The sequence below is a fragment of the Youxingia wuxianensis genome, assembly GCF_014385085.1.
GTDB classification, from domain to species: domain Bacteria; phylum Bacillota; class Clostridia; order Oscillospirales; family Ruminococcaceae; genus Youxingia; species Youxingia wuxianensis.
Genome location: NZ_JACRTD010000011.1, coordinates 1 through 26,344, shown reverse-complemented (window position 1 = coordinate 26,344; position 26,344 = coordinate 1). Strand labels below are relative to the sequence as shown.

General features: G+C 47.8%; 26 protein-coding genes and 2 pseudogenes. 11 read left to right on the top strand and 17 right to left on the bottom strand.

The annotated features are described in order from the left end of the window. Positions 1–24: 24 nt before the first annotated feature. The 7 genes from H8705_RS12565 to H8705_RS12535 form a co-directional block, all read right to left on the bottom strand. Positions 25–918: a radical SAM protein gene (locus H8705_RS12565; RefSeq protein ID WP_262396139.1), complete on the bottom strand. Its 894-nt coding sequence runs from the start codon at positions 916–918 to the stop codon at positions 25–27. Positions 919–1,001: 83 nt separating this feature from the next. Continuing rightward, on the bottom strand, positions 1,002–1,949 hold the full coding sequence (locus H8705_RS12560; protein WP_262396138.1) for an L-lactate dehydrogenase: 948 nt from the start codon (positions 1,947–1,949) through the stop codon (positions 1,002–1,004). Positions 1,950–2,069: 120 nt separating this feature from the next. Beyond that, positions 2,070–3,329, bottom strand: coding sequence for a competence/damage-inducible protein A (locus tag H8705_RS12555; protein WP_262396137.1), 1,260 nt, complete (start codon positions 3,327–3,329; stop codon positions 2,070–2,072). 20 nt (positions 3,330–3,349) lie between these two features. After that, positions 3,350–4,981, bottom strand: coding sequence for an amidohydrolase (locus tag H8705_RS12550; protein WP_262396136.1), 1,632 nt, complete (start codon positions 4,979–4,981; stop codon positions 3,350–3,352). 13 nt (positions 4,982–4,994) lie between these two features. Next, positions 4,995–5,693: a M48 family metallopeptidase gene (locus H8705_RS12545; protein WP_262396135.1), complete on the bottom strand. Its 699-nt coding sequence runs from the start codon at positions 5,691–5,693 to the stop codon at positions 4,995–4,997. A gap of 61 nt (positions 5,694–5,754) precedes the next feature. Next, entirely contained in the window at positions 5,755–6,678 is a 924-nt protein-coding gene (locus tag H8705_RS12540) for a DUF4097 domain-containing protein (protein WP_262396134.1), read from the bottom strand. Further along, the gene (locus H8705_RS12535) at positions 6,675–7,364 is read right to left on the bottom strand and encodes a cell wall-active antibiotics response protein (protein ID WP_262396133.1); all 690 of its coding nucleotides are present in this window, start codon (positions 7,362–7,364) and stop codon (positions 6,675–6,677) included. The genes H8705_RS12540 and H8705_RS12535 overlap by 4 nt, the downstream gene beginning before the upstream one ends. Before the next feature lie 192 nt (positions 7,365–7,556). Between H8705_RS12535 and H8705_RS12530 the strand changes: the two genes are divergently transcribed. Continuing rightward, entirely contained in the window at positions 7,557–8,699 is a 1,143-nt protein-coding gene (locus tag H8705_RS12530) for a glycerate kinase family protein (protein WP_262396132.1), read from the top strand. An 18-nt stretch (positions 8,700–8,717) separates the two neighbouring features. Further along, positions 8,718–9,614, top strand: a complete 897-nt coding sequence (locus H8705_RS12525; protein ID WP_262396131.1) for a diacylglycerol/lipid kinase family protein — start codon at positions 8,718–8,720, stop codon at positions 9,612–9,614. Between the two features lie 53 nt (positions 9,615–9,667). Here H8705_RS12525 and H8705_RS12520 read toward each other — a convergent pair whose 3' ends face one another. Continuing rightward, positions 9,668–10,294 carry a GDSL-type esterase/lipase family protein gene (locus H8705_RS12520; RefSeq protein WP_262396130.1) on the bottom strand — a complete coding sequence of 209 codons (627 nt, stop codon included), beginning with the start codon at positions 10,292–10,294 and terminating at the stop codon, positions 9,668–9,670. 626 nt (positions 10,295–10,920) lie between these two features. On the opposite strand from H8705_RS12520, the gene H8705_RS12515 reads away from it, so the two are divergent. Beyond that, positions 10,921–11,334 carry a hypothetical protein gene (locus H8705_RS12515; protein WP_262396129.1) on the top strand — a complete coding sequence of 138 codons (414 nt, stop codon included), beginning with the start codon at positions 10,921–10,923 and terminating at the stop codon, positions 11,332–11,334. A 42-nt stretch (positions 11,335–11,376) separates the two neighbouring features. Here H8705_RS12515 and H8705_RS12510 read toward each other — a convergent pair whose 3' ends face one another. Next, entirely contained in the window at positions 11,377–12,171 is a 795-nt protein-coding gene (locus tag H8705_RS12510; RefSeq protein WP_262396128.1) for a ZIP family metal transporter, read from the bottom strand. Between the two features lie 200 nt (positions 12,172–12,371). On the opposite strand from H8705_RS12510, the gene H8705_RS12505 reads away from it, so the two are divergent. Then, positions 12,372–13,013, top strand: coding sequence for an orotate phosphoribosyltransferase (locus tag H8705_RS12505; protein WP_262396127.1), 642 nt, complete (start codon positions 12,372–12,374; stop codon positions 13,011–13,013). 67 nt (positions 13,014–13,080) lie between these two features. On the opposite strand, the gene H8705_RS12500 is transcribed toward H8705_RS12505, so the two are convergent. Further along, complete coding sequence (locus tag H8705_RS12500) at positions 13,081–13,527, bottom strand: GNAT family N-acetyltransferase (RefSeq protein WP_262396126.1); 447 nt, start codon at positions 13,525–13,527, stop codon at positions 13,081–13,083. Positions 13,528–13,697: 170 nt separating this feature from the next. Here H8705_RS12500 and H8705_RS12495 point away from each other — a divergent pair, with 170 nt between their 5' ends. From H8705_RS12495 to H8705_RS12475, 5 genes and pseudogenes are all read left to right on the top strand, one after another. Beyond that, positions 13,698–13,931, top strand: coding sequence for a FeoA family protein (locus H8705_RS12495; protein ID WP_262396125.1), 234 nt, complete (start codon positions 13,698–13,700; stop codon positions 13,929–13,931). Between the two features lie 82 nt (positions 13,932–14,013). Next, positions 14,014–15,435 (top strand): annotated as a pseudogene (gene feoB, locus H8705_RS12490) (ferrous iron transporter B); the annotation flags it as partial. A gap of 215 nt (positions 15,436–15,650) precedes the next feature. After that, the gene (locus tag H8705_RS12485; protein ID WP_262396124.1) at positions 15,651–16,217 is read left to right on the top strand and encodes an ECF transporter S component; all 567 of its coding nucleotides are present in this window, start codon (positions 15,651–15,653) and stop codon (positions 16,215–16,217) included. 274 nt (positions 16,218–16,491) lie between these two features. Continuing rightward, a complete protein-coding gene (locus H8705_RS12480; protein ID WP_262396123.1) occupies positions 16,492–17,058 on the top strand; it encodes a hypothetical protein in 567 nt (188 codons plus the stop codon). An 83-nt stretch (positions 17,059–17,141) separates the two neighbouring features. Then, positions 17,142–17,594 carry a hypothetical protein gene (locus H8705_RS12475; RefSeq protein WP_262396122.1) on the top strand — a complete coding sequence of 151 codons (453 nt, stop codon included), beginning with the start codon at positions 17,142–17,144 and terminating at the stop codon, positions 17,592–17,594. A 36-nt stretch (positions 17,595–17,630) separates the two neighbouring features. Here H8705_RS12475 and H8705_RS12470 read toward each other — a convergent pair whose 3' ends face one another. Then, positions 17,631–17,822, bottom strand: a complete 192-nt coding sequence (locus H8705_RS12470) for a hypothetical protein (protein ID WP_262396121.1) — start codon at positions 17,820–17,822, stop codon at positions 17,631–17,633. A gap of 362 nt (positions 17,823–18,184) precedes the next feature. Between H8705_RS12470 and H8705_RS12465 the strand changes: the two genes are divergently transcribed. Together H8705_RS12465 and H8705_RS12460 are read left to right on the top strand one after the other, a co-directional pair. Then, positions 18,185–19,789: a recombinase family protein gene (locus tag H8705_RS12465; RefSeq protein WP_262396120.1), complete on the top strand. Its 1,605-nt coding sequence runs from the start codon at positions 18,185–18,187 to the stop codon at positions 19,787–19,789. A 51-nt stretch (positions 19,790–19,840) separates the two neighbouring features. Then, positions 19,841–20,575 (top strand): annotated as a pseudogene (locus tag H8705_RS12460) (nucleoside recognition domain-containing protein); the annotation flags it as partial. A gap of 60 nt (positions 20,576–20,635) precedes the next feature. Here the strand turns inward: H8705_RS12460 and H8705_RS12455 are convergent. The 6 genes from H8705_RS12455 to H8705_RS12430 all read right to left on the bottom strand — a co-directional run bounded on the left by H8705_RS12455 (position 20,636) and on the right by H8705_RS12430 (position 26,162). After that, complete coding sequence (locus tag H8705_RS12455) at positions 20,636–21,067, bottom strand: secondary thiamine-phosphate synthase enzyme YjbQ (RefSeq protein WP_262396118.1); 432 nt, start codon at positions 21,065–21,067, stop codon at positions 20,636–20,638. A 4-nt stretch (positions 21,068–21,071) separates the two neighbouring features. Continuing rightward, positions 21,072–21,932: an amidohydrolase family protein gene (locus H8705_RS12450; protein WP_262396117.1), complete on the bottom strand. Its 861-nt coding sequence runs from the start codon at positions 21,930–21,932 to the stop codon at positions 21,072–21,074. A 19-nt stretch (positions 21,933–21,951) separates the two neighbouring features. Beyond that, positions 21,952–22,740 carry a fructoselysine 6-kinase gene (frlD, locus tag H8705_RS12445; protein WP_262396116.1) on the bottom strand — a complete coding sequence of 263 codons (789 nt, stop codon included), beginning with the start codon at positions 22,738–22,740 and terminating at the stop codon, positions 21,952–21,954. Positions 22,741–22,810: 70 nt separating this feature from the next. Next, positions 22,811–23,662 (bottom strand): sugar phosphate isomerase/epimerase family protein, encoded by an 852-nt coding sequence (locus H8705_RS12440; protein ID WP_262396115.1) that lies wholly within the window; start codon positions 23,660–23,662, stop codon positions 22,811–22,813. Positions 23,663–23,695: 33 nt separating this feature from the next. After that, positions 23,696–24,541: a sugar phosphate isomerase/epimerase family protein gene (locus H8705_RS12435; protein ID WP_262396114.1), complete on the bottom strand. Its 846-nt coding sequence runs from the start codon at positions 24,539–24,541 to the stop codon at positions 23,696–23,698. A gap of 52 nt (positions 24,542–24,593) precedes the next feature. Further along, the gene (locus H8705_RS12430) at positions 24,594–26,162 is read right to left on the bottom strand and encodes an amidohydrolase (RefSeq protein WP_262396113.1); all 1,569 of its coding nucleotides are present in this window, start codon (positions 26,160–26,162) and stop codon (positions 24,594–24,596) included. Positions 26,163–26,344 lie beyond the last annotated feature (182 nt).

The window sequence follows — 26,344 nt, the reverse complement described above, 5'->3', positions numbered from 1 at the left end:
CGCAAGGATACTCCTGCGGCCGGTTTAGTCGTCTATCCCCTGCAGGTTAAACTCCGGCGTATATTCTTCCTTTGCGGAGCTTTTCTCCTGCATAAATCCTTGGATTCCTAGGTCTAAAGCACAGTCTACCACATAATTATATTCAAACGTAGATATCCGCCGTCCCAGTTCCGGATATTCGGTGCTGTGATAAAAGGGCGTATACTGGCTCATGATGCTGACCAGCACTTCCTCAACGGGGAGCGCTTGTTTGATCCACTCAAGGACCGCCTGTGAATCAAATCTTCCCTTAGGAAGAACTAAATGCCGGATAATCATCCCCTTTTGAATCATCCCACGTTCATCCAGCTCTACCTTCCCCACTTGGCGGTACATCTCTAAAATCGCCTTGGAAGCTACCTGAAAATAATCCGGGGCCTGACAGTACCTGGCAGACCGGGCGGAATCCACAAATTTTAAATCTGGAAGATATACGTCCACATATCCTTCCAACTGCCGCAGTGTTTCCACTTTTTCGTATCCCCCGCTGTTGTACACCACCGGGATATGCAACTCTCCTTTTACCCGCTTCAACGCCTGGATCACCCAGGGGACATTATGGGCCGCGCTGACTAGATTTATATTGCTGGCTCCCTGCCGCTGCATTTTCAAAAACAGCTGGGAAAGCTCTTCTACTGAAATTTCTTTTCCGAAGTTTTGAGCGCTGATCTTATAATTCTGACAAAAACAGCATCCCAGCGAGCATCCGGAAAAAAAGATAGTTCCCGAACCTTCCTCCCCGCTGATACAGGGCTCTTCCCATTTATGCAAGGCCGCCCGAGCCACTTTTACCTTTGCCGCGCCGCCGCAATACCCAGGACCAGCGGTCCGGTTTGCATGACATTCCCGGGGACAAAGGGTACAATCCGTCAATTCCATTTTCTCGCCTGTTTCCTTTCTATTTCATAGTCCTATGATAATCAAAAAAAGAGGGAATGTCAAAAACATTCCCTCTTTTTCTATCAGCTGATTTTCCCTAAAATATCCGTTAAGTTCTGGGCGCATTGTTTAAACTGCCGCCTCTCTTCTGAAGTAAGCGGCACCTCCAAAATGTGTTCCGCACCATTTTTCCCCACTACGCAAGGAACGCTTAAGGCCACATTTTTCGTATCGTAATGACCGTCCAGCACCACCGAGATGGGCAGGATACTGCGCTCATCTAAAATGATGGCTTTGATCAGCCGGCATACGCTCATAGCGATGCCCGAACTGGTATAGCCTTTGAGCTGTATAATATCAAACCCAGCGGATTTGGTCCCTTCAAAGACCTTTTCTTTATCAATAGGCGCTTTCATATGAAACGCCCTGTCCAACTGATCCACTGGAACTCCCGCAATATCCACCAAATTCCATGGGATAAACGCGCTGTTTCCATGTTCCCCTAATACATATCCATGAACATTTTTACTGTCCACCCCCACCTGTTGGGCAATAATTTGGCGCATCCGGGCAGTATCCAGCAAGGTACCGGTCCCAAAAATTTTATTCCCCGGATAGTTGGCTCTGGTTTTTGCGAGGTAGGTAACCACATCTACTGGGTTGGTAACCGTAATAATGATAGCGTCCTGCGTATATTTTGTAATTTCGCTCATAACCTGGGTCATAATACCCGCATTTTGCTGCGCCAAAATCTGCCGGTCCATTTTTTCTCCCGGCTTAATACTGGGTCCGGCCGTCATTACAATAATCCGGGCGTCCTTGCAGTCCGCATAGGTACCTACCCGAATATTGGCTCCGCTGCTGTATGCAAAGGCGGTGGTGTGGCTGGCGTCCATCACTTCTCCCTGTGCCCGCTGAACGTTTTGATCGATTACTACCAGTTCTGAAACTAAGTTTAGCATCAAAATGGAGTTGAGCGTAGCCGCGCCTACCATTCCTGCCCCAATGAGGACAACTTTGTTGGCGTTCATCTTTTTTCCTCCTTAAAAATAAAAGCAAAGAAGCCATCAACACTCCTTTGCTTTTATTTTTCTCCTTTTTTACGAAAGAATACTTACTATTCCAGCATATTCTTCCCATAAAAAACTATCCTATTTTAACTTAGCTGTTTTTATCACCAGATGCAGCGCGTGAGATGCGGCAAGGTAACGGATCAGCTCCCGCTCGTTATCATAGTTTCCCCGGGCCAGATGAAGGGTAATCACCTCGCTGTGCCAAGGACTGCTTACCCCTACATACACAAGACCTACGGGTTTTTCAGGAGTGCCGCCGCCCGGTCCTGCAATCCCCGTCGTAGAAACCCCGATATCCGCCCCCGCCAGCTCGCGCACGCCCTGCGCCATTTCTCGGGCAGTCTGGGGAGATACGGCTCCATATGTCTGGAGAGTTTCATGGGACACCCCTAACACCTTTTCTTTTATCTCATTGGCATAACTGGTTACCCCGCAGTCAAACACCTGAGAGCTGCCCGCTACCTCGGTAATTCGCTTGGAAATATAGCCCCCAGTACAGCTTTCCGCCGTAGCTACTTTCAGCCCCTTCTTCGAAAGTTCCCCAACCGCCGCGGTTTGTAAATTGTCCACATCAACCCCATAAATCAGTGTTGGGAACTCTTTTACCAACTGGTCCACCGCTGGTTTGAGCAGCGCTTCCGCCTGCATTTCATCCTTTGCCGACGCGGTCACCCGCAGCATCACTTCCCCGTCTTTCGCGTAAGGAGCAAGAGTCGGATTTTCCATAGAAATCATTCTCTCCCGCAGCTGCTGTTCTAATGCGCTTTCCCCGATCCCGAAGAAATATACGCAATGGGAACGAAGCACCTGTTGGGAACGTTTTTCTAAATAGGGCATTACCTGTTCCCGGAACATCGGCTCCATTTCTCTGGGCGGGCCTGGCAGCATAACCGCTGTCCTGCCCTCCCCCTCGATAATCGCGCCCGGCGCGGTACCGTTGTGATTTTCCAGCACAATACAGCCCTTGGGAAGCAGCGCCTGTTTAATGTTGTTTTCAGTCATTTCCCGGCCGATCCTCTTAAAAAAATCTTTAATCAGTACAAGGGACGGCGAATGCAGTTCTAGCGGTACGCCGAAATACTCCGCGATTGTTTCTTTGGTTAAATCATCGTAAGTGGGCCCCAATCCTCCGGTGGTAATAACAATATTATTGCGGGAAAACGCAATTTCCAAAGCTTCTTTCAGCCGTTGAGGATTATCCCCTACCACCGTATGATGATACATATTAATTCCCAGCTGCGCTAGTCCCCGGGAGATCACGGCAGAATTGGTATTTACAATATTCCCCAGCAAAATCTCCGTTCCTACACACAAAATTTCCGCACTGTCTTTTTTCATATTAATCGCCTTCTTAGTTATTATTTTTCTTCCTCTCTCAGGTAGCGGATCACCCCGTCCATAATAGTCATATCCACGTTTACGGTTAAAATTTCTTCCGGGGAAAGCTGGAAGATGTCCTGATCCAACACTACCATATCCGCATATTTGCCAAAGGAAATCGTCCCTTTCATTTTTTCCTCATAGGATGCCCAGGCTACATTTTTTGTATACAGTTCCACCGCTTGTTCCACACTTAGGCACTGCTCAGGATACCAGCCCTCAGGCGGGTTTCCGTTCAAATCTTTGCGTGTAACAGCGCAATAAATCCCTTGCAGGACATCCAAGGGCGCAATCGGGCAGTCAGAACCGCCGGATATGTGCACTCCCAACTCATATAGTGATCTCCAGTTATAGCTGGTACGGGCCAGCTCTTTTCCCACCCGGACAGACGCTATATACATATCACTTGCTACAAACACTGGCTGGATATACGCCTGCACGCCAAGCTGGGAAAATCTTTCCAGCAGCGCATGATCCGTAATCTGGCAATGAACAATCCCATGGCGAAGATCCCCGTGAGGGCATTGCTCCTGGGCGTGTTCAATACTGTCCAACGCCATTTCAACAGCTTTGTCCCCAATCGCATGAATGGCCACCGACAGATAATGACGCTGGGCACACAGCACCAATTCATTCAGCTCTTTCTGGTTAACCACCTCAATGCCCCGGGTGGAAGGATCATCTTTATACGGCACGCGCATATACGCGGTGCGGGCGCCTAAAGAACCGTCAATAATAATTTTCAGCGGGCCGATCTTAAAAAATTCATCTCCGATTCCCTGAATATATCCTTTATTGATAAACCCCTCCAGCTCCTCACAGCTGGAAAGCAGACACTGCTCATAGATGCGCACCGGTAGGCGGCCTTCTTGGGCGAGCTGCTCGTACGCGTCCAAAATCACCTGATAATCCACCCCCGGACAGGACGCCAAGTCCTCCGTGTGTATGGAGGTAATCCCTTTGGAAGAGGCATACTCCAGCGCCCGCAGGATACTCTCCTTGCTGTCCTCCACGGATATATTGGTCCTGTTCGGCGCCACCAAGTTGATCGCCAGTTCGGTGAATATCCCCGTAGGCTCCCCATATTCGTCCACTTGGAACGCGCCGCCCTCCGGCTGAGGGGTATGGGCAGTAATTCCATATATCTCCAGCGCCTTGCTGTTGGCTACGGCCATATGGCCGCAGGTACGGGTGAGAACAATTGGATGCCGGGTAGAAATCCGGTCTAGATCCCATCGAGTAGGCAGTCTTTTTTCCGCAAATATCTCCTGATCCCATCCTCGCCCTACTACATATCCCCCCGCTGGAATACTCAAATCAAGAATAAAGCTTTTCACTGTGGCAATCATTTGTTCAATGGAGGAACACCTGTTTAAATCCACATTAACCAGACTCTCCCCAAATTCCAGGGCGTGCATATGACTGTCCCCGAAACCAGGAAGCATCAGACGCCCTTTTAAATCCACCAGCCGGGAAGTCGGCGTTTTGAACGCAAGGAGCTCTTCTCCGCCAATCGCCGCAATCAGCCCGTCTTTTACCGCTACTGCCGACGCCAGCGGATAGTGGGAATCCATGGTTTTTATTTTTCCATTGTAAAATATGGTATCCATATTTCCTCCTAAATTAAGCCTTTCCGATATGTTCAAATTCCTTTAAAGGAATACACCGCTGTTTATAATCCGGCAACACTGCCTGTATCGTTTTGTAAAATCTGGGGGAATGGTTGTGCTCCCGGATATGAGCCAGCTCATGTACAATCACTGCCTCCACCGTTTCCAGCGGCAGGCAGAACAGCCGGTAAGAAAAACACAGGCGGTTTTTTCCCGAACAAGAACCCCACCGTTTTTCGGCCTGCGTAATTTTAATCCCAGCGGGGGTTACGCCCATCTGGGAGGAAAAATAAGCCGCTTTCTGCTGCGCCAATAAAAGCCCCTGTTGCGAAATCCACTGTTTTGCCGCCAGAGACCTGTTTTCTTTTTCCAATGGGAGGCAAAATTCTCCCTCAAAAACGCCGATTTTTTCCTGGGACAATACAATCGGGATTTCCTTTCCCAGATAAAGCAGCTTCTGTCCTTCTTCAAACTCAAACGCTTCCCGGCGCCGTTTTTTGGCGAGCGCTTGCTGCTGGTGAAGTCTCAGCCAGGTCTCGTGTTTTTTAATGAAAGCGGCTATGACTTCCTGGGGCATGCCCCCAGGGGCCCTTATCTGTACTATTCCGTCCTGCGTTACCCGCAAAGAAAGAGTCTTTCGGCGGGAGCGCCGGAGATCTATTTCACCGTTCATAAAAGCTTTTCGCCCTAAAATATCCTTTTCCCACATCATATTTTCTTCCCCTTTGCCAAAGAAAGGAAGCTCTTGCCAGCCTCCTTTTTTGTCTTTTGGATTACGCTGCGTCGGCAAAGGTGACGTCTACCGCGCCTATGCCGCCCTGAATTTCCAAAAAATGCGCCCCATTGGGGTTTTCAAATATTCTGGGGGAAACTGTCTCCCCGTTAAAAGTTACCTGCCCAATACCTTCTCTGATTTTATATCCGAAATCGCTTTTTGGCTGATTGAGATTTAAAATCACCTCTCCTACGCCGCACTCAATTGAGCTTCTGCCGGTTACTATCCCAGTGATTTGAGTACTGCCCACGCCAGTTTCCAGCTCCAGATTGTTAAGCTGCACCTGTGTTAAAATCCATTCCCCCATCCCGGCGCTGAGCTGCACTCTGTTGGCCTTAATGTCCGTGCCTTCCATGCTTCCGGCCCCTCCGTCAATCTCCAGTTCATTGGCGTAAAGCCGTTCAATATTGATTACTCCGGCGTCTTGCTCAATCTCCATTTCTTGGGCGACAAAATCCTTAGGAAGATATAAATTGATCACACAATCATCTCTGCGTTCTTCTTTGGTGAATATCTTTTCGCTGGGTTCTTCATTTTTAATTTTTAATGTATGTCCTTGTGCTTTGACAAAAAACCGCTCGTTTATATTGCTGGCCTCCACCTTAATTTTATCCCCTTCGGCAATTTTTATATTCAGGTATCCAATATCGTTCTCAATGTCCAAAGATGAAATCCCTTCGTATTCCTGCAGAAAATCTCCCTGATTAAAGCTGCTTTCCATCCCTATACTATTCTCAGTGCCTAAGGATGAAATCCCCTCGTATTCCTGCAGAAAATCTCCCCGATTAGAGCTGCTTTCCATCCCTAAAACAGAAGCCGCAATCTCTACTCCTACCCGAATAATCACAGCAATAATGCCTACCGCTAATACCGCCGCCAAAGCCATCGCTAGGTATTTAATCAGTTTTTGCGTCCCATTCATTTGATATCCACCCCTCCAAACATACAAATAGCCTTCACATAAACCGTTGGCGCGTTGACCGCCTGGGAGCCGGCCGCCTTATTGGAAACTCCGCCGAAGATAGGGGTGCTGGCCACCTGTACCTTGACATCGGAGGGCAAAAATATCTCAACCCCGCCAAAAACTGCCGTAGCGGAGATGATAATGTCCTCGTTGATTAACGCATTTCTTAAATCCAGCTCCACGCTTCCAAATACCGCCGTAGCGTTAGCGTTGTGGAAAGTTTCATTATTGATTGCCGCTTTTCTCGCGCCGAACGCGGCAAAATATTCGTCTCCCGGCATTCTGCCGTTGGTTTCAAAGGCCGGCGACGCAGGCTGCTCCTGACGTTTTCCACGGTTGGAGAGCAAGATTTGCAAACCGATCAGGACAAATACCGCCGGTAAAATTAATTTTCTGAAAATATTCCAGTCTACAATTCCCTGCGCGGACAACAGCAGCATTACACCGACGATTAAGCCTACTACCGGCCCTGTATGAAATCCACTGGTTATGATACTGAAAACACAAGGAACAATTAAAAACAGTGTCCACCAACCATCAAAAAATAAATTAAAATCCCATATTCCAAAAGCGTTTCCTGCAAAGCCTACGCCTAAAAGAATAAACGCAACTCCCCAAATCCAATCTGCTCTTCTATTTTTCATAAATATATTCCTCTCTGCGGTCAAAACTTAAACCATCGTTTTCTGCTGTTTTATTATAGTACATTTTCATTTGATCTTCAATGAAAAAGGGAGGAAAGCGTTTTGCTAATTTACGAATGTAAGATGAATTGTGATTAAATTTGGTTTATGCTATAATTAAGTGCTGTAATGTCCATTCTTGTGGAGGAACCTATGAAAAAATGTATTGTAATTTCCGATTCTTTTAAAGGATCGTTAAGTTCTATGACTATTTGTGAAGTAGCCGCAAATTCCATCAGCCGCTTTTTCCCTGATTGTGAAGTTATCGCCCTTCCAGTCGCCGACGGCGGAGAAGGTACGGTGGAATGTTTTCTGCGGGCGCTGCCCGGACAGAAAATTACTCTTCCGGTGCACGGCCCATATCAGGAAACCATCGAGGCCAGCTATGCCCGTTTTGGAGCTACTGCCGTAATCGAAATGTCGGCCGCCGCAGGACTTCCTTTAACCTACGGAAAGAAAAACCCCTCCCTTACTACTACTTATGGTGTGGGGGAACTAATGCGCCACGCGGTCAGCCAAGGGGCAGCCCATATTATTCTCGGTCTGGGAGGCAGTGCCACCAACGACGGCGGCTGCGGCTGCGCCGCCGCAATGGGAGTAGAGTTTTATAACAGCCGGGGAGAAAAGTTTCTTCCTGTGGGGGCCTCTCTGGATCAAATTGCCAAGATTGATATTTCCCCGGCAAAAGAACTGTTAAAAAATTGTGCTGTCACTGCTATGTGTGATATTGAAAACCCTATGTATGGTCCTGCCGGCGCCGCCTATATATTCGCTCCCCAAAAGGGTGCTTCCGAGGAAATGACAGCTATGCTGGATAAAAACCTGCGGGCGTTTGATACTGTTTTGCAGTCTCAGTTGAATATCCCTTCCCTGGGGCGGGTCCCTGGAACCGGGGCTGCAGGAGCGATGGGCGCAGGAGCCATCGCTTTCTTCGGGGCCAGACTGAAATCCGGCATTGAAACTGTACTGGATCTGGTGGGATTTGATCAGAAGCTGGAGGGCTGCGATCTGGTGATTACTGGGGAAGGTAAAATTGACAGCCAAAGCTTAAAGGGAAAAGTCGTGATTGGGGTAGCCCGTCGGGCAAAAAAACAAAATGTTCCGGTGATTGCTATTGTCGGCGATGTGGCGGACGACGCATACGGCGCATATGAGCAGGGAGTCAGCGCCATCTTTTCTATCAACCGGCTGGCTGTACCCCGGGCAGAGGCCAAACAACGCAGTTATGAAGATTATCAGCATACATTGGAAGACGTGCTCCGTTTAATGAAGGCTATAAAAAAGCATCCTTTTTAAAAGGGAGAATAGAAACGCATGAAAAAGAAATTACTGTTTGTGGTAAATCCTATGGCGGGAAAAGGGGCTGTCAAAAGTCAGCTTTTGGGAATTATCGATCTGTTTACCAAATACGGGTATACCGTCACTGTCCACCCTACCCAGAAGAAATCCGACGCCACACAAATTGTTCAAAAGGAAGCCAAAAATTATCATATGATCGTGTGTTGCGGCGGAGACGCTACTCTCAATGAAACGGTATCCGGGCTGATGGACTGTGAAAAGCGTCCGGCGCTGGGGTATCTCCCAGCTGGGACGGTCAACGATTTTGCTTCCAGTCTCCATATTCCGAAAAATATGCTTAAAGCCGCTCAGACGGCTATGGACGGCGTAGTTTTTCATTGTGATGTGGGCAGTTTCAATCAAGAATATTTTACCTATGTAGCCGCTTTTGGGGCGTTTACCGACGTGGCGTACGACACTCCCCAGTCCTTTAAGAATGTGCTGGGAAGGCTGGCGTATTTTCTGGAGGGGATTAAACATCTGCCGCAGCTGAAATCTTATCGCCTGCGGGTGGAAACGGAAACCTGTGTTATCGAGGACGATTTTCTGTTTGGTATGGCTGCCAATTCCACTTCTATCGGCGGTTTTCAGGGGATGAACCTGCGGGATGTCTCTATGGACGACGGACTGTTCGAGGTATCCCTGATCAAAATGCCGGAAAATCTGGCGCAGCTGCAAACCCTCGTTCATTATTTAATCGGGTTGGAAAAGAAGTCAGATTTCGTTCGTTCTTTGAAAGCGTCCCGTATCCATATCACCTCCCAGGAAGAGGTCCCCTGGACCTTGGACGGCGAATTTGGGGGACGGTTTAATCAGGTAACAATAGAGAACAAACACAAGGCTATCCCTATTGTGGTGGGAAAATTTAAATAAAAAGCAAACTGCCCGGAAAGAAAAATTCTTTCCGGGCAATACTAAAAGAGAAATCAGGCAAAAATCTCCCTAATTTTATTTTCAATTTCCAAGGCGAACAGCCGGTGATCCTCCGGAGAAAAATGGATATTGTCGCATCCGTGGGCCTTGATCAGCTCTCCTGCGTCCAGGAAAAAACATCCGTAGTCCTCTGCCAGCTGTTTAAAGTAAGGCGCTAGCTTTTTCGCTTTCTGCCGGGCAGCATCCCCGAATTCTTCCTCAATTTCCCCATCGCCGAACAGAGCCGGGGAAACCAGCAGAATATCCGCCCCTTGGCGGTCCCACATAAACTGGGATTTTACCCGCTGAAGAAAGTTTTCCATTTCATAGGAAATCTCCGAAGGGGTGAGGGCATATCTTCCTTTGGTATCGTTAGTGCCCAGCATAATCACCATAAGGTCAATAGGCTCATGGGTCAAAATACAGGGGATTACATAATCGTAACCGTTGCGGTAAGGCTCAATCGTATCCTCAAATCCAATACTGCGCCCGTTGAGTCCCTCTTCAATCACCCGGTAGCCGCTGCCCAGCGCCTTGGCCAGCCGCCCGGTCCAGCGTACATCAAAAGGATAGCGGGCCCCATCCTCTTCCGCATGATATCCCCAAGTATTGCTGTCGCCGTAACATAAGATTGTTTTCATATTTTGTCCCCCTATATTTTGTCTCCCAATAATTGTTTTCAGTGTACCATGGAGTTTATGTTTTTTCAACCAGGCGTATGAAATTTTCTTATTTTTGCATAGGTATTAGAGAAATAAAAAATCCCCGCAAAACGATGTTTTGCGCCGGACACTGTCCGGGTAAGGTTTCGCAAAAGCGAAACCTTGGGATGCTCTTTGCAGCCAGCGCCTGAAAACGCAGAGCGTTTTCCCGCCATGGGCGGGAGGAAATCTTCGATTTACTAAGGCGCGGCTATAAAAAATCCCCGCAAAACGATGTTTTGCGCCGGACACTGTCCGGGTAAGGTTTCGCAAAAGCGAAACCTTGGGATGCTCTTTGCAGCCAGCGCCTGAAAACGCAGAGCGTTTTGCCGCCATGGGCGGGGGGAAATCTTCGATTTACCAAGGCGCGGCTATAAAAAATCCCCGCAAAACGATGTTTTGCGCCGGACACTGTCCGGGTAAGGTTTCGCAAAAGCGAAACCTTGGGATGCTCTTTGCAGCCAGCGCCTGAAAACGCAGAGCGTTTTCCCGCCATGGGCGGGAGGAAATCTTCGATTTACCAAGGCGCGGCTATAAAAAATTATTCTAGAAACGAGGGTCCGTCTATGTATCTAACGGCTCAGGAGAAACAACTGCTTTTTTCCATCTATGGTAAAAAACGTTTTTCTATCGTACGGTTTGAACTGCGCAGTTCCAAAGAAAAGGATCTCATCTCTACCGCCTTGAACCATGTCCACCTGGAAAGCCGGGAAGATACTATGGAAACGGTAAAGGCCTTGGGCGCGAAACTTGCCGCTCTGCAGGAGAAGGGGCTTATTTTCATTTCCTATTCCCTGGCGGTAACCGCCCGGTCGGACTACGCCCTATATTATGAAAGTCAGCTGTACCGCCAGTTTTGTGCTTTGACCGAACAAGGAAAGCAGCGCCCAGAGTTTTTATTTGACACTCCCTATATCAAGCGGGGTCTCGTAACGCTCACTCCAAAAGGGCTGCAGCTTTGCCGCCGGCTTTGTAAATAAAAGCTCCCGCCTTCCGCTAAAACGGGAAGGCGGGAGTTCTTCTTATCCCAGCGCTACATCCAAAATCATCATAATCAAAAATCCTGCCATTACCCCGATGGTACCTGTATGGGAGTGTTCCCCCAAATGGGCCTCCGGGATAAGCTCTTCCACCACTACATAAATCATCGCTCCGGCGGCAAAAGCCAAAATCCACGGCATAATTCCAGATACCGAAGTCGCCAAAACAACCCCGATTACTGCCGCCATTGGTTCTACCACACCGGAAAGGGCCCCATATAAAAATGATTTTCCCGTGGAGGCTCCTTCTTTTTTCAAAGGGAGGGAAATCGCCGCCCCTTCCGGGAAGTTTTGCAGTCCCATACCAATGGCAAGGGCGCTGGCCCCCGCTAAGGTCACCGCGCTCTGGCCATCCCCTACCAAAGCGAACGAAAGCCCTACCGCCATCCCCTCCGGGATATTGTGCAGCGTTACCGCCAGTACCAGCAGGGTGGTGCGTCTAAGGGAGGAGGGCATTCCTTCCGGCCGGTCACTGCCGGCATGAAGGTGCGGCATCAGACGATCCAGCCCCAAAAGGAAAACAGCGCCGATGACAAATCCGCCCGCTGCGGGGATCCATCCGATCTTTCCCTGTTCCTGAGCCATCTCAATCGCCGGGATGAGCAGAGACCATACAGACGCCGCTATCATAACGCCGGCGGCAAAGCCTAAAAACACCCGCTGGGTATCCGGATCTATCTCTTTTCGGAAAAAGAACACCATCGCCGCCCCGGCCACTGTCATCAGGCAGGTAAAGCCTGTTCCCAGCAGAGCCAGCGTCAGAGATGAAAGGTTCATATCGTTCACTCCTTCACTTTTCAATAATAGTAATCATTACTAATATTATAGCTTATATTTCCTGTTTGTCAACGAAGAAATTTTCAAAGAAAAATCCCCCAATACACAACTCAAACAAAAATTAAATCCTGTGATTGAAATATTTGTATATAAGTGATATAATAGGAGTACTCCCAATCTTGGATAATAAGGAGGCCTTTATGGAAAGCAGAACTATTAAGATTAAATCCAAAGTAAACAGCAAAGTGTCTATCGCAATTATTCCCGGCCATTTTGCCACTAATCACTCCCACGTCAATTATTATATTGACATGACCGGCATTAAGTATCGCCATAAACAAGCCCATCTGGTAGCGGACAGCTTGGCGGCGGAATATACCAATTCCACCCCGGTAGACACCATCGTATGTATGGACGACTGCGAAATGATCGGCGCGTTTTTGGCCCGTGAGCTTTCCAAGCCTGGGGTCATGTCTATGAACAGCGATAACGATATCGCTGTGATCACCCCCCAATTTAATACTAATGCGCAGCTGATTTTCCGGGATAATATCCAGAACCTTCTTTGGAATAAACATATTATTCTTTTGGTGGCCTCTGCTACTACTGGCAAAACAATCAACCGGGCGTTGGAATGTATCCGGTATTACGGCGGAAATGTTGTGGGAATTTCTGCGATTTTCAGCGCAATTGATATGGTTGGGGACATCCCTGTACGCAGTTTGTTTTCCGCGCGTGATCTGCCAGACTATCAGACCTGGGCTCTGAAAGATTGTCCGTTCTGCAAAAAACAGGAAGGAATCGACGCTATTGTTGACAGCTATGGTTACACTAGGCTGTAATCGGTTTACATATTAAAAAAGGAAAAAAGCGGGTTTATGAACAAAATTCATAAACCCGCTTTCTTTTTTATTTTATCCTTTTTTCCAACAGCACCATATCGATGCAGACTTCCCCTTCATCGATCACCGGCTGTGGATAATTGTCTACGAAAAAGTTTTTTATTACGTCATACCGGACAAAGCCGCAGGACTCATAAAAGTGTACCGCGCCCCGGGAAATATCCGCAGTGCCGACAATCAGCCGATCCCCCGGCAGACACCTGCTCTGGGCGGCCTGGAGAAGCAGCCTGCCAATTCCCCTTTTTTGAGCTTTGGGGGCCACTGCAATGTTTTTGATCTCCCATTCCCCTGGGGCGACCGGATATAATACGATTTCCCCTATCTTTTCTCCTCGCTCTTCATATACCAGCAATATTCCTTTTTCTAAATACCGCTCCACCATCTCTTGGGAAGGATCCGCTAATAACAGCAGCTCTAAAACCTGTTTTTTCTCTTGTGTTATTTCTTTTATCATTTATTTCACCCTCTATATCATACCGTCGCTGATAAAAAACTGCAAGGAAATTTTGTTTTTATGGTTTGAGACAAAAACGTCTCCTGTCACCAAATACACCATTTTGATTATTATGTTGTAGGGAGGGTTCCCCACCCTGATAATCCAAACCGTAAGGAGTACGATTTCATATGGAAATTCATCCGCTCACTGAACTGGATGAAGGACAGATCGCCCGGGTAAAAAATATTCTTTCTACCGGCAGTATGCGCAGGCGATTACAGGACATTGGCCTGATTGAAAACACCGACGTCCAATGTATGCAAAAAAGTCCTTCCGGCGATCCCATCGCATACTTAATACGGGGAGCAATTATTGCTTTGCGTACCGAAGATTCAGGAAATATTCTGGTTCAGTTCCATTAAGGCAATTTTCTTTTTTTACAGGTAAAATTGCCCAGACAGTTTTACCTGTTACATATTACAACTAGCGAGAGGGCGATAATATATGGGATTAACCTCAAATTCTACTGGGCTGGGCGCTATTGACAGCGGGCTGGTGATTGAAAAGCAACATCCGACGGATAGGGTAATCGCTTTGGCAGGAAACCCTAATGTGGGAAAAAGCACTGTATTTAACGAATTGACTGGGTTAAATCAGCATACGGGCAACTGGCCGGGAAAAACGGTGAGCTGTGCTCAGGGAACACATCGCTATAAAGATACAGAATATATTTTTGTAGATATTCCAGGTACATATTCTTTAATGGCCCATTCCGCAGAAGAAGAGGTCGCCAGGGACTTTATCTGTTTTGGAGAACCGGAGGCAGTGGTTGTAGTGTGCGACGCTACCTGCCTGGAACGCAATTTAAATCTGGTATTGCAAACCATAGAGATTACCCCTAATGTAGTGGTCTGTGTAAATTTAATGGATGAAGCCGCCAAAAAGAAAATTTCCATCGATCTGGAAAAACTGGAAAAAGCCCTCGGTGTTCCAGTCGTCGGCGCCAGTGCCCGCAGCGGCAAAGGGTTAGACCGGCTTATGGAAAAAACAGCCGGCCTTGCCAGCGGTTCGTTCTCTTCCTGTCCAATAAATATTCGGTATATCGCCGCTATTGAAGAAGCGATCTCTATTCTTCAGCCAATCGTGGAAAAGAAGGCTGTAAAAAATCTCGCTCCCCGATGGATTGCGCTGAAATTACTGGATTACGATCCGGCATTACTTCGTTCCCTTAGCGATTATCTGGGCTTTTCTGTGCTGGATGACCCGGAGATCTCTCAAGGACTTAAACGCGCTTTGGCAAAACTTTTGGAACATGGGATTAGCAAAGAGCAGCTCCGGGATAAAATTGTATCCTGTATTGTGCTCGCCGCGGAAGAAGTTTGCCTGGATGCGGTAACCTTTCATAAGCACGATTATGACGTCCGGGACCGCAAAATAGACCGGCTTTTAACCAGCCGCAGAACAGGGATTCCTATTATGCTCGCGCTGCTAACCGGGATCTTCTGGCTGACAATTACCGGCGCCAACTATCCTTCCCAGCTCCTCTCCCAGGCGTTGTTTTGGGGCCAGGATCGTCTGGGTGAATTTTTTGTTTGGATAGGCGCCCCCCAATGGCTTAACGAAATGTTGGTGCTGGGTGTTTATCGTGTGCTGGCTTGGGTTGTTTCTGTCATGCTCCCTCCTATGGCTATCTTTTTTCCTTTATTCACTATTTTAGAGGATCTGGGATATCTGCCCCGAGTGGCGTTTAATTTGGATCATTTCTTTAAAAAAGCTTCCGCCTGCGGCAAACAGGCGTTAACCATGTGCATGGGGTTCGGATGCAACGCCGCTGGAATTGTAGGATGCCGAATTATCGATTCTCCCAGAGAACGCTTAATCGCTATCATCACCAACAATTTTGTTCCATGCAACGGCCGTTTACCGGGACCCTGAAGATGGAAACTATTTAGCTCTTGTAGGGATGATCTTGCCTTTGAACGAGAAATCTTTCTTTTTCATTGGGGACACGGCAAAGATTATGGGTTTACGTCAAGGGAATGTTCTGATATGATAGGTAAGGAATATTTCCATCCTAATAAAAGCTTGATCGCAGGGATGGTAGGGCCGATCGCCGGTCTTGACGAAAAAGGAGAATTAACATGAAACAGACAACAAAAAATATAACCTTGGCGGCGGTGTTCTTCGCGCTGGGGATAATATTGCCTTTCTTTACAGGACAAATCCCTCGGTTTGGAAATATGCTGCTGCCTATGCACATCCCTGTTTTTTTATGCGGGCTGATCTGCGGCTGGAAATATGGTATGGGCGTAGGTTTTCTTCTTCCCTTGGTTCGCTTTATGCTCATAGGGATGCCGCCCCTCTTTCCTACCGGAATTGCCATGGCGTTTGAACTGGCTTGCTACGGTCTGGTCGCCGGACTTTTATATGAAAATTCCCGTTGGCAGTGTATTATCGCCCTCTACCGCTCTATCGTTGCCGCTATGCTGGCAGGACGGATCGTTTGGGGGATTGCCCAAATTTTACTTTTAGGTCTTAGCGGCAGCGTCTTTACCTGGCAGATGTTTTTGGCGGGCGCCTTTCTCAACGCTATCCCCGGTATTATCATCCAGTTGATTTTAATTCCTGCGGTCATGGTAGCCCTCAACCGTACCGGCCTTGTACGTTTCAAAAAGAGTCATCCGGCACAGGTCCCCATGGGAGACTAATATACCTCTGCCGGGATTTTACAAAATGCCCCCCCTTTTCTCCCGGTATTGTCTCAAACTACAAAAAGGCCGGGAACAAACGGCAGTTTGTTCCCGGCCTTTCCTATGAAATCCATTGGGAAAATAGGTCCCGGCGGAGCCTTCAAAATTTATCCATCAAAAATTCATTTGACTTGAAGCCTGCTTCAAGAATTAAAATGATATCAGTCAAACGTCAGGGAAATCCCGGTTTGCTCCGAGAAAATTACGCTGCAAAAGACAGGAGTCCTGCTTTATGAGAAAAAAGTTATTGCAATTACTGACCCAACAGCTGTCTGAATATCCCCAGGCCCAGTCTACGGATATGCTTAAACTTCTCTATCAAAATGAATTCGGCCCAGGCCACCTGATCTGTGATCCCCAAGAGGGCCTCCGACGGCTGGCTGCGGAATATGCGCTTCTTGCGCCGGAGCATACAGATCGCCCCGCTGTAGAACCTATTGGAAATGGACTTTGCCGACTGCATCTGCGTTTGCTTGCCCAATCTCCTTTGCAGATAGAGACCTTTTCTCGTTTTTTTGAGCTTTCCGCTGTGCGCCTGCGAGGGAGCAGGGAAGGATTTTTACACAAGGCCCAGGTCTTTGAGGAGCTTTGCCAGGTGGGGACTCTTCCATTTTCCTCCGCGCAAGTGTGCGGTGAAATAGAGGCGTGGGAAGCCCAAGGCGGAAATGCTTTTCGCCACAGTACGCTTTTTAGGGAGCAGTATCACCCCGCCTACCGGGTGGTCGAAGAACAATTTTGTGATTTTCTTCCGCTCTTTTGCCAGATTGACGCCCTGCTGCAAAAAAAAAAAGACTCTTAGTTGCCCTCGACGGCCACTGCGCCGCGGGAAAAACGACGCTTGCCGCTTTATTGCGGCTGGTTTACGGGTGCAGTGTTGTACCTATGGATCACTTTTTCCTCCGTCCCCAGCAGCGCACCCCTGAACGTCTGGCCCAACCGGGCGGCAACGTGGATTATGAACGCTTTTTACAGGAGGCGCTGCATCCTTTGCACGCCGGACAGTCTTTTTCCTACCGGCCTTATCTTTGCTCCCAAGGTGTTCTCGGAGCGCCTGTCCACGTTTCATCAAACCGTATTAGTATCGTAGAAGGTTCTTACAGCCTGCACCCTGCGTTATCCGATTTTTATGATCTCAAAGTATTTTTATCGGTGGACCCCGCAGAGCAGATGCGCCGTATTCGGGTGCGAAACGGAGCGCAGATGTGCCGGCGCTTTGAGGAGGAGTGGATTCCTCTGGAAAACCGTTATTTTCATGCGTTTTCTATTAAAAAGCAGTGCCAGCTTCAATTTACAAACGGAAAATGTTCCTTTTCTGACACAATCATTGAAATTTAAGGAGCAGTAACGACGGCGCCTGGCGCGCAACATTTTTTATTGTTTGGTATTTTTCAGTATTTCTATTATATACTGAACCACTTGGATCTTTTGATCCCTGGATAATTCCATCTGATTTATACGCTGCTCTATTATCTGTACATGAAACTGACAAGCCCGCTCCTCCCTGGTTTCTTTGAGGCCGGGAACCATATGAACTCGAATATTTTGAATTTGATTTCGTTTCATCTCGCCGCCCCCTTGCCAAATTATATGCCAAAAGGGAATTGTCCTATACTGGGGAACAGAGGCTTCGCCGGCTGATCAATTTTATTATTCCTGCAGGTATCAAATCTTAGTACAGAGCTGCGCAGGATAACTGGTTTATCCATCTTGCGGTGGATGCCCCAGGGAAGGATACCAAGGGCTAATGGCGCGAACCGGTAAAAAAAGGATTGCCGGCTGCTGAAATAAAAAAGCGATATCGATGCGCCCCGGTTTCAAAAAATTTTGAAACCGGGGCGTTTGTTTTCTTACTGGCTGTCATTTTAAAAGTGTGCCTTATCATAGGATATGACCATAGACGCTAATAAACTGGGAGGGAGGCGCACATGCGGATTTTTATATACAGCCGAAAATCAGTCTATTCCGGCAAGGGAGAATCTATTGAAAACCAGGTGGAAATGTGCCGTCAATATATCGAAGCCTATATTGACGGGGGCAAAAATGCTGAAATCTCAGTGTATGAGGATGAGGGGTTCTCTGGAAAAACGCTCGAGCGGCCCCAGTTTCAAAAAATGCTGGAAGATACCAAGAAGCAGAAGGTGGATTATCTCGTATGTTATCGTTTGGATCGGATCAGCCGCAGCGTAGGCGATTTCGCGCCCTTGGCAGAGGATCTTATGTCCCGGGAGATTCGCTTTATATGTATTCGGGAGCAGTTTGATACTTCTACCCCGATGGGCCGAGCGATGATGTATATCGCCAGCGTGTTTGCCCAGCTGGAACGGGAAACAATTGCTCAGCGGGTGCGGGACAATATGTTTATGCTGGCCCGGACAGGCCGCTGGCTGGGCGGCACGCCGCCCACCGGCTTTTCTTCTGAAAAAACACAGGATATTATAATCGATGGAAAAATCAAAACTTCCAGCAAATTAAAACTTGACCCTGCAGAAATCCAAACGGTAAAAATAATTTATCAAAAATATTTGGAACTGCGCTCTTTAAGCGGCGTATCAAAATATCTTTCCCGTGAGAATATTTACAGCCGCACCGGAAAACCGTATTCTCTTGCAGGGATCAAGGATATCCTGCAAAATCCAGTATATTGCACCGCCGACCGGGACGCCTGGGAGTATTTTTCTTCTCTTGGATGCGATATGGGTTTTTTTCCCGATCAGTGCTGCGCGCGCTATGGATTGCTGGCCTATCACCGCCGGGATCATTCACGTCAAGGAAACCCGCGCACTCCCGTATCCCAGTGGGTAGTCGCTATAGGAAAACATCCAGGCATTCTCAGCAGCCGTGACTGGATAAAAACACAAAGGCTTCTAAGGGAAAAGAACCTCAAAAGCCCCCGAAAACCTCCCCAAAGCTATAACGATTATTCCCTGCTTTCCGGGCGGATTTTTTGCGCCGGCTGTAAAGCGCAAATGCTTCCCAAACGCCGCAGCAACAGCCAAACTCTCTTTGATTATATCTGTTCCAATAAATTGAAGGCGCAGGGGCTTTGTCATTGTCAAAATCTCAGCGGAAAACAAGCGGACTCCCTGGTCTGCGATTTCCTTATGTGTCATTTTCAGGAAGGAGAGGGGATCTTTTCTCTGCTGGAAGGGCTAAAAAGGACCTTTCAATTTTCCTGTTCCCCTGCCGCGGACTTGGACGCTCTTATCGAAAAAAAACAGCAGGCGATACAAAGTGTAATGGACGTTTTGTGCGTCTCTCAGGACAAAAAGGCGGTATCCCAACATCTTACCGCCCGGATAGAGGAACTGGACCGCCAGTTAAGTGATTTAAAGCGGCAGAAATCCCTTAAAGACGATTTATTCACCCAAAAAGGCTCCCCTTCCCTGCACGCGCTAGCTGGGACATTCGCGGATTTTAAAGTAATCTTCCCTTCTCTTACCATTCACGAGAAGCGAGAGTTCCTCCAGCTGTTTGTTCAGCGAATGGAGTGGGATGGGAAAGAGCTTCATATGTTTTTGTACCAAAAATAGGCCGGCCTCCCCTTTTTTTAACAGAAATGTTTCCATAACCAAGGTCCTGTATTCCCAACCCTCATCGCAATTATTACCATGTTTTTTGTGGGGAGCGTATCCTCCCCCTTACAATCTCTGGCTTCAACTTTGCTGTTAACCTGTGTCATTGTACTGGGGGTTCTGATGACTTTCTTGGTGTCGAGGCTGCTCTCCAAAACAATCCTCAAAGGAATCCCCTCCTCCTTTACTTTGGAGCTTCCCCCTTACCGAAAGCCGCAGATCGGAAAGGTGATTGTACGTTCTATCTTTGATCGAACCCTGTTTGTCCTGGGGAGGGCAATCGCGGTGGCCGCGCCTGCCGGACTGATCATTTGGCTTTTTGCCAATATCACCTTGGGGGACGCAAGCCTTCTTACCCACTGCTCTTCCTTCTTAGACCCGCTGGGAAAACTGCTGGGAATGGACGGGGTCATCCTTTTAGCCTTTATTCTGGGCTTTCCGGCCAATGAAATTGTTATCCCTATAGTAATTATGTCATATTTATGTACTGATAGTATATTAGAGATAAACGATCTCGCCCAGCTTCGCCAGCTGCTGGTAGACAATGGCTGGACCTGGCTGACGGCGATTTGCACCATGCTGTTTTCTTTAATGCACTGGCCTTGTTCTACCACCTGTCTTACGATCCACAAGGAAACACAAAGTCTGAAATGGACGGCGGTCTCCTTTGCCGTCCCCACAGTCATAGGAATGATCCTATGTTTTGTGTTGGCAAGCGCGGTTCGTTTGTTAGGTTTGGTTTAATCATAGAAAAGCAGAAGGGGGCTGCCTTAAGGCGGCCCCCTTCTGCTTTTCCGTTCTATTTCATTTTTCTCCCATGACGGTGATGCGGATCGTCCTATCCTGGGGGCCGTCAAATTCCCCCAAATAAATCTCCTGGGCCGCGCCCAGTTTCATTTTCCCATCAACAATTGGGAAAACACAGTGATTTCCTGTAATCATCGATTTCATGTGGCCGGTAGGATTGCCGGCCATGGCCCCATAAGAGTGAAGAAAGCGGGCATGGTAATAAGTTCCGTCTTCCGGCGCAAATCCCGCCAGCAGATCCAAAAGGTCGTCCTCCAAGCATTCCAATTTTTCATTGACCGTAATGCCGGTGGTGGTGTGGGCGGTAATAACATAAACAACACCGCTTTTAATGCCGCTTTTCTCCACCTCCTGCGCCACTTTGTCGCCAATGGGGATAAATTGGTTGTACTGGGAAGTCAGAATATCAAATTCTCCTTGATATACCATTTCTCTACACCTCGCTTCCAATAAACGCAAGCGCGTTCTGCCCTAAAATCATATCCAGGGTGCTTTTGCGCAGGGGCATTTCCCGGATAGCATCGATCATGCGAATCTGTTCCAGCCGGGGATCGTCTGAGCCGTACATCACCTGATGGCGGAAGGTACGCTCAATCCAACGGGGGCCCATATCCACCGAAAAGACCTGATGATAAAATTCCGGGGCGTTGTCAAAATATAGTAAAGCTGTATCTGTATAGACGTTGGAATATTTCAGCATCAGCATACACATTTCCTGCACCCACGGCCAGGCGAAATGGGCAATGCACATACGCAGCTCTGGAAAACGGTATGCCGTTTCCTCAAACCGCATTGGATGGGCATATTTGGACAGGGTGTCCGGCTCCACCGACATTCCCCCATGGAATGTGACCGGCCGGTTGTATTTGATGCACATCCGGTAGATCTCATCCATCTTCGGGTCATCCGGATAGAAACGCTGTTTGGAGGGGTGCAGTTTCAACCCTTTGAGCTTTAAATCCTTAAAAGCGTATTCCAATACCTCCAAAGCGTCCTCCCGGTTAGGATCCACGCTGGCAAATCCGATAAAGCGCTCCGGATATTCCTCCACCAATTTTTTCACCTGCTCGTTGGTACCTACACAACCGCCGGTCGTGGTGGTTAAATCCATAGGAAGCAAAATAACCTTGTCAATCCCTGCATAATCGCACCGATTAAAAAGGCCCTGCACTGATTCTAAACCAGTTTTATACAGCCCCATCATATTCATATTATAGACGTGCTGTTGGTCTGAAATGTTCATTTCTTCAAAAAATCCTACATGAACATGGCTGTCTATCACCAAAGATTTCATACTATTCTCCTTAACCGAGTTATCTTTCTACCCAGGGATCGAATACAGAAACAACGCCGGCGGCTACTTCCGCGCCTTTTTTCATACATTCAACTATGGGCCATCCTTTTAAAATTCCATACATAAATCCTGCTAGGTAGGAATCTCCCGCGCCGATGGTGTTAACCACCTTAGCAGGGAAAATACCGAAGGTATGAAACTGTTTTCCGTCCCAAACCAGGCTTCCTTCCTCGCCGAAGGTAGCAATTGCCAAAGTACAGCCTTTCGCTACTTTGTCCTTTAAGAAGTTTTCTATTTTCTCATCCCGCTTGTCATAAGAGAAGAACGCATAATCCACATAGGGAATGGTTTCTTCTACCAAGGGGTCGTTCATTTCAGTGGCATAGTCAAAACATACTTTCGTATGCGCATGGATTTTGGGCAGATGTTTCTGAGCATTCCCCCAAAAAGCGCTGTGAACCAAGTCGCAGGAGCAAGCAAAATCCACATCCTCATCGGTAAACACTACGTTTTCCATAACCCCTTCAACATAATCGCCATAGGTTCTTTCCAGATCAACCAGCTCCATATAGGAGATCGCGGTAGCGCCGTCCCCTACCCGGAAATGGGAAAGATCGATCCCTTTTTTAGTAAGGGCCTCAATCATAATTTTACCATACTCATCGTTGCCGGTGGTGCTGATTACTGCTGTGGGAATTCCCAACAGCTGCATATTTACTGCGAAATCCACCGCGTTGCCTGTAGGATAAAAACGGTTAAGCGATGGATACATATCGATACAGTTATCTCCGATTGCTGCTACTTTCATTTTTTGTACTCCTTTCATTCTTTTTTACCGGTTTCCCGGCAAAAGGCGGGAAACCGGCAAAATATAGGATTTAATCGTCAAGCAGAGGCCGCAGATAGGCCAGCGCTTTTCTCAAGGCCGCGTCCGGATCCCGAAGATAAATATCATTATTGATCTCTGTGGTGATCGCGCCCTTGAAATCGTATTTACGAAGGGTGTCCAAATATTTTTTAAAGTCGGCATTTCCTTCACCTGCCACCAGATGGCCCTGGGGCGTGCCGTCCTGCATGTGTACATGGGCGATCTTATCCGGGAATATCCGGTAATATTCTTCGATCGTTTCCTTTTGAACTTCCATGGCCACAGTATCCACACAGATTTTTAAAGCGGGGCTGTTTACCTGATCGATCATCTTTTTTAAAGTCTTTAGATCATATACCAGGTTGGATTCGTCCGGAGCCAGCTGCTCCAGGAAGAGACATATCCCTTTCTTTTCCGCCTTTTCACAAATGCGCTTGATACTTTCCATCGAACGCTGGAACGCAGGTTCCGCCGGTTCATTGTAATAACCAAACCCCGAACACATAAACAAGGCCGGAGAACCTAAGGTTACTGCATCATCTACATAATCCAGATAGTGCTGGACGCTGATCTCCCGCAGCTCATCTTCCTTGGCGGCAATATTGATAGGATAGATACAGTTTTCCGCCGTGAGGCAGCTAAGTTTCAGATTATTTTTTTGCAGCAGCTTTACAATATAGTCCAGCCGGGCCGCTTTTTCCTTAGGATCGGGATAATCAAAGCTGGTATAGTGGGGAGAACCGGCATAAAACTCAAATTGTTTCAGACCAGCCCCGGCGATGGATTCCATGGTATATTCCAAGGAATAACGGGTATAGCATACGCTCATAACCGACATATTATCCATTGTGATTTTACTCATAATCTACTCATCCTTTCTCTCACTGGCCGGTGATTATTTTGCCTCGTAAGGAAGCACCTTTTTCAAGGTATCCAGGCCCCGTTTCAGATCTTTTTCCGGATCCAGATAATACAGCGGGTCGCCCAGCTCCAAAGTCATATAACCAGCATAATTATGCCTGGATAAGGCTTCCAGATGCTCCTCCAGAGGCTGTTCGCCGTCGCCCCAGGTGAGATGGCCGTCCGGCGCGCCGTCATTGAGATGGATGTGGATAATTTTATCGCCCAGCGCTTTAAAGAAATCATCTAAAGTTTTCCCTTCAAAGCAGACCGGTACCGTATCGATACAGCATTTGGCGCGGGAAGATTCCAGCTCCTTCATCATACGAATAGTGGTCTCCAAATTATTCACAAGATTGGATTCATCCGGGAGCAGGATCTCAAACGCCAGGTCAACCCCTTCTTTTTCTGCGGTTTTTAAAATTTCCCGCAGACTTTCCACAGAACGGTTCCAAGCGTCCTGCACCCTTTCGTCATAATTTCCCCAACCGGAGGTAATGAGCATTTTATCTACGCCAAGCTCGGCGGTCTGGCGGACATACTGATTAAAATACTCAATACTTCTTTTGCGAATATGCCCTTCCCGGGCGGCAATATTATATGGATATAAACATTGTTCCGGCGTCACGCAGACAATTTTCATTCCCCGGTCGGCCACCATTTTTTTCATCTTGGGAACAGGAGAAGCTTTTGAATCAGTATTGCAAAAATGGGGAGAACCTGCCCACAATTCGAAATTTTTGACCCCTAAACGGTCGATGGACTCCAAAAAATACTCAAAGGAGCATTTCTGGTAGTGCATATTCATGGCAGCAATCTGCTCAAATGTAATCTTTCTCATACATTTTCTCCTCTCGTACCAAAAAGCTGTGCCCTACTCTTATACGCTTTTCTTATTTGCTGTATACCAAACGGCCATCACAGATGGTCATTTCCACTTTTATCTGCGGCACCTCGTCGATGGGTGCAGTAAACACATCCCCGTCAAATACCACAATATCCGCCAGTTTTCCTTCTTCCAAAGTGCCCAATTTTTTATCCATAAAATTCACATAAGCGCCGCCCGCACTCCAGGCACGCAATGTCTGTGCTACTGTAATGCCTTGTTCCTTATTGAAACCGCCTTCCGGTTTGCCATCTAAGAATTTTCTGGCTACAGTAAAATACAGGGACAGTGGAATATCCGGCTCGGACAAAGGAAGGTCGGTACCTACACAAACGTTAACGCCGCTTTCCAACATGCGTTTATAAGCCCAGTAGTTGCTCAGCCTCTGTTTGCCTACGCATTCTTCACCGTAGAAACCGTCAAATCCGTCGTTGGTCTGGATAATCTGGAAATAGTTGATAGCGCTGATCCCCAGCTCGCCCATACGTTTTAAATCCTCCGGATGGGTCATTTCCAAATCGATAATCGCATGGCGGGAATCCCGTTTTCCATTGACCTTCTGGCATTTTTCAAAGATGTCTACCGCTCCCCGCACAGCGGCGTCTCCTTCCGCGTGCAGCGCGCAGCGCATTCCCCGTTTATCCGCTTCCAGGACTGCCTTTTCAATAGACGCGTAATCCACCTCGTCGCCTTTCCAATCGCCTTTGCCTTCATAAGGTTCGATCATCGCGGCGGTCTGGGTGCAGATCTCTCCGTCCACCATAACGTTGTAGCCCATAAAACGGATAAAATCGCTGTCAAACCGTTTTTTGCACTCTTCTCCGTATTCATAGTTCATCGGCGCCCCTACCGGCTGGGAAACCAAGTTGATGCGGTGTTTCAGCTGGCCCTTTTTCTCGAAGTCCTCCAGAATATCGGCAAATCCAAAATAGGTGTCAAAGCCAATTTCTTTAATGGAAGTCACACCGCGGGAAGCCAAGAGATCGCTGAATATTTTATATTCCCTGGCTGCAAATTTTTTGTCGCTTAAGTATTCTTTGAACAGCCGCCAGCTTACCTCCGCCCAGCATTCGTCCGCTGTAATTTGATATCTTTCCTGCGCCGCCTTGTTCAGCCAGCAGAAATCCCGGTCCGGGGTGTAGGCGATTACAGCGCGGGCCCCAAATATCTTATCTAAAATAGCCGCGTCTTTGTCCGCATCGGACCAACCGTCCACATTCAGCCCATGGCCGTAAACCGGTTTGTCGTCCGGCAGGGTTTTTGCGAAACTTTCCAATATCTTTGCCGCTTCTGCTGGAGTGTTTGCCCCGGAAAGGTCGGCGCCGATACGTTTCCAAACATATCCGGTGAAGAATACGTGGTTATCAGAAAATCCCGGGCATACTACTTTGTCACCAAGCTCATATACCTCTGTATCCTCCCCTATCCACTCATCCCTTTGAGCGATGTCGCCTACCGCAGCGATTTTGTTGTCTACGATAGCTACAATACCAGGAAACGGCTTATCCTCGCCATATTTTCCCGCAAAGATATTGTTCGATACAAGAAGTATATCCGCTTGCTTTTTGCTTGTCATAACGTTTACCTCCTAGCAGTCGGGCGCCTTGCGGCGCCCGATAAATTGTGTATATGTTTTTTTAATTAACTTACATAACGAGACCAGCAACCAAATATCCTAAGGCCGCCAGCACCAAGGCAATCACCATGTACGGGATCTGCGCCATGTTCTCTTCATACAGGCTCAGACTACACGCACCA